Here is a 4,103-nt window from a genome sequence, read left to right on the forward strand (position 1 = left end):
GAAACCACCGCCCGGCTGCGCCCCGTACCCGCGACGGAGCCGGCGGCCGCGGAGACCACGACGCGACTCCGCCCGGTTTCCGACTCCCCGAAAGCGGCTCCTCCCAGGCCCTCTTCCTCCCTGCCCCCGCAGGAGACGACCGCCTGGAGCCCCCTGGCACCCGCCCACCCGGTCAGCCCGCATGCGCCGGACCCCGCGTGGTCCTGGAGCACCGCCGCCGCGCGGCCCGTCATCTCGTTCGGGCAGCCCGAGGCCTTCCACGAGCGGGCCCGGCACCTGGTGGGCCCCCGCACCGCCGCCGCGGCCGCCTGTCTCGTGCTCGGTCTCGGTCTCATCGGCGGTGCCGTGACAGGGAGTTGGATCACCGACGACGACGCGGACGCCGCCTCCGGGGACCACTTCGCCACCGCCGGCACGCTCTGGCACAACGTCCCCGTCGACCAGCTGTTCCCGCCCACCGTCCAGGGCACGGGTGCCGGACCCGGCGGCGCCGACCGCACCTGGACCCGGATCGCCGTCGCCCCGGACAGCGGCTGCGCCGGCGCCTTCGACCCGCTGCTGTCCAAGGTCCTCGCCCCCGTCGGCTGCCAGCGGCTGCTGCGCGCCACCTACACCGACGCCACCCAGAGCTATGTCACCACCGTCGGGCTGCTGTTCACCAAGGCCGACCCCGCCGCCATGTCCGCGCTCGCCCACCGCTTCCGTACCGAGGCCCTGGACCGGCGGGCCGACCTGATGCCCCGCCCGTACGCGGCCAAGGGCACCCCCGCGGCCGGCTTCGGCGACAAGCAGCGCGCCTCCTGGACCATCTCCGTCCTCACCGACGCCCCCGTCGTCGGCTACGCCGTCTCCGGCTGGGCCGACGGCCGCAGCGTCGACCAGCCCCAGCCCGCCGCCGACGCCGTCAGCGCCGAGGCCACCACCGCACCGGCACAGGCCGGGCTCGGCAACGAGGCCCAGGGTCTGGCCGACCGCATCGAACGGCGGCTGCGCCAGAGCATCGGAACGGCCACGGAGAAGTCCTCATGAGGCGATCGATACCCGGGCGCCGCCACGTGGCACCGGCCGGAGCCGCGCTGAGCGTGCTGCTCGCCGGCGCCCTCGCCCTGCTGCCGGCCACCGCGGCCCACGCCGACGGGATCCGCGCCCAGCAGTGGGCCCTGTCCGCGCTGCACCTGGACGAGGCCTGGCGCACCACCAAGGGCCGGGGCGTCACCGTCGCCGTCCTGGACACCGGCGTCGAGGCCGACCACCCCGACCTCGCCGGAAACGTCCTGCCCGACAAGGACATGATCGGCTTCGGGGCCGGGCCGGGCGACCGCACCTGGGCCCGGCACGGCACCGCCATGGCCGGCATCATCGCCGGGCACGGCCATGGCCCCGGCAACTCCGCCGGTGTCATGGGCGTCGCCCCCGAGGCGAAGATCCTGCCCGTCCGGGTGATCCTGGAGGACAACGACCCCGCCCGCACCAAGGCCCGCACCACCCGGGGCAACGCCCTCGCCGACGGCATCCGCTGGGCCGCCGACCACGGCGCCGACGTCATCAACCTCTCCCTCGGCGACGACTCGGACTCCGCGCACCCCGAGCCGAGCGAGGACGAGGCCGTGCAGTACGCCCTGAAGAAGGGCGTGGTGGTCGTCGCCTCCGCGGGCAACGGCGGCGACAAGGGCGACCACATCTCCTACCCGGCCGCCTATCCCGGCGTCATCGCCGCCACCGCCGTCGACCGCTACGACACCCGCGCCTCCTTCTCCACCCGCCGCTGGTACGCGGCGGTCAGCGCGCCCGGCGTCAACGTGGTCATCGCCGACCCCGACCACAAGTACTACTCGGGCTGGGGCACCTCGGCAGCCTCCGCCTTCGTCTCCGGCGCGGCGGCCCTGATCAAGGCCGCGCACCCCACCCTGAGCCCGGTCCAGATCAAGAAGCTGCTGGAGGACACCGCCGATGATCCGCCGGTCGGCGGCCGGGACGACTCCCGCGGCTTCGGCATGATCGACCCGGCGGCCGCGCTGCAGGCGGCCGGCCGGATCCAGCCGCAGAGCCTGCGCGTCTCGTCGTACGACAAGAAGTACTTCGGCGCCGGCCCGGACGCCCCCGAGGCAACCTCCTCGACCGCCGACTGGGCGGGCCCACTGGCCGGCGGCACCGGCGGGGTCCTCCTGGTGGCGGGCGTGGTGCTGTGGCGGGGCCGCAGGGAATCGGCCTGAGGCACGTCCGGGCGCTCCGGCCGGTGAGCCCGAGCCGAACGCCCGATCGCCCAGAGCCTGTGTCATATCCCCGGCCGGGCGCGCGACGCCTGGCACGCACTCCCCCAGAGGGGGCACCCCCCATCGAGGGCGCTCCGGCGCCTTGGATCGCACGCGCCCCCACCCTCGGCTTCGCTCGAGCGGGGGCCCCGGACGCCGCGCGCTGATCCGACCGGGGATGTGACACAGGCTCCCAGGCGGCCGGACGCCCGGTCACGCGTCGGCGAACGCCGACACCGCCGCCTTCGCCGCCGCCTCCACCAGTGCGATGCCCCGCGCCTGGCTCTCGGTGCCCTTCGAGAGCACCGCCACCAGGTAGTCGGTGCCGTCCACCGTCACCCGGCCGATGCTGTTCACGTCCCACAGGCCCGTCGTACCGCGCGCCAGCCAACCGTTCTTCAACGCCCATGAGTTGCTGCCCGCGGCGACGGCCGACACCCCCCACCGCTGGTCCGCCTCGACCGACTCCATCAGACCCTGCACATAGGTCCGGGAGGCCGCGCTCAGCTCGGAATCCGCGCTGAACACCTGCTGGAGCAGGACGAGTTGGTCCGCGGCCGTGGTCTGCGTCAGCCCCCACAGCTCGCCGTCGCCCCCCGAGGTCGCGGTCAGCCCGAAGCGTCTGTTCGCCGCGTCCAGGCCGTCCGCCCCGCCGATCGAGTGCCACAACGCCGTCGCGGACGCGTTGTCGCTGTTCTCGATCATCTTCGTGGCGTACACCTGCTCGGCCGCCGTCAACTGCCGGTCCGCGTCCTGCGCCTGGAGCAGCAGCGCGGCCAGGATGTCGACCTTGACGATGCTCGCCGTGTCGAACGCCGCGTCCCCGTACCCGGCGCTCTCCCCGGAGTCCACCGCCAGCACCGCCGCCGACACCCGAGCCCCGGACGGCACGTTCACCGCCGTCATCGCCTTGCTCAGCAGCGCGTCGCGGTCCACCGCCGGCTCTGTCACGGAGGCCTCCTCACCCGCCCCGGCCGAGACGGAGACCGAGGGCGCCGCCGACGACGATACGGCCGCGGTCCCCGCGTGCGCCCGCGCCCTCACATACGCGGTGGCGCCGGCTGTCACCCCGCCCACGGCGACCACCGCGAGCGCGGCGTACAGCAGCGGACGGCGCCGGGACGGGCGCGCACGACGGCTACGACGGCCATGACGGCCACGGCGGGCTCTGGAAGACTCCATGCCCGCGATGCTTCGGGCGGGGACTGTGTGCCGCGTCGGACGGACATGAGACGGCGATCAGGGAACGCTGAGATTCCGGTGAGGGCTCCCGTGCGAAGGCCGGTGAAGGCTCTCGTGCAGGGGGCCGGTGACGTGCCTATAGGGTCGGTGACCGTGGCGAACAAGAACATTCCCGACCCCGGCTTCTCCGACGACGACGGCTCCGCCGACCCCCGGCTGAGCGCCGCGCTCGCCGCTTGGGCCGAGGACCGCGGCGCCCTCGGGCCGGTCCTGGAGGCGCTGAAGGGCGCCCGCCTGCTCGTCCCGGTCGTCGCCGTGCTCGGCGAGGTCGAGGAGGACGAGAAGGGGCTGCGTCGCGAGAAGACCAGCGACATGGCCGTACCCACCCTGAAGGCCGGCCACCGCACCGCCCTGCCCGCCTTCACCTCCACCGACTCCCTCGCCCGCTGGGACCCCGCGGCCCGCCCGGTCGCCGTACCGCTGCACCAGGCGCTGCAGGCCGCCGCCCACGAGAAGGCCGACACGGTCGTCCTGGACCTCGCAGGACCGGTGCCGTTCGAGCTGACCGGCCCGGCGCTGCGCGCCCTCGCCGAGGGCCGCACCAGCACCGAACCGCTCGCCGACCCGGCCGTGGTCGAGGCGGTCCGTACGGCCGTGGCGGCGGAGCCC

Annotated in this window: 4 protein-coding genes; 3 read left to right on the forward strand and 1 reads right to left on the reverse strand. The window is 74.8% G+C overall.

All coding sequences use genetic code 11. From position 1 onward, the window contains the following. Both M878_RS49540 and mycP read left to right on the forward strand, forming a co-directional pair. On the forward strand, positions 1-1,029 hold a 1,029-nt coding region (locus M878_RS49540), incomplete at its 5' end, for a hypothetical protein (RefSeq protein ID WP_023551972.1). Next, entirely contained in the window at positions 1,026-2,213 is a 1,188-nt protein-coding gene (gene mycP / locus M878_RS83445; protein WP_051430142.1) for a type VII secretion-associated serine protease mycosin, read from the forward strand. The genes M878_RS49540 and mycP, both read left to right, overlap by 4 nt. A gap of 252 nt (positions 2,214-2,465) precedes the next feature. Here the strand turns inward: mycP and M878_RS49545 are convergent, their stop codons facing one another. Then, positions 2,466-3,434: a serine hydrolase gene (locus M878_RS49545; RefSeq protein ID WP_031226640.1), complete on the reverse strand. Its 969-nt coding sequence runs from the start codon at positions 3,432-3,434 to the stop codon at positions 2,466-2,468. A 153-nt stretch (positions 3,435-3,587) separates the two neighbouring features. Between M878_RS49545 and M878_RS83450 the strand changes: the two genes are divergently transcribed. Beyond that, positions 3,588-4,103: SseB family protein (locus tag M878_RS83450; RefSeq protein ID WP_031226642.1), on the forward strand; the 516-nt coding region annotated here is incomplete at its 3' end.

Source organism: Streptomyces roseochromogenus subsp. oscitans DS 12.976, from assembly GCF_000497445.1.
Classification (GTDB): Bacteria; Actinomycetota; Actinomycetes; order Streptomycetales; family Streptomycetaceae; genus Streptomyces; species Streptomyces oscitans.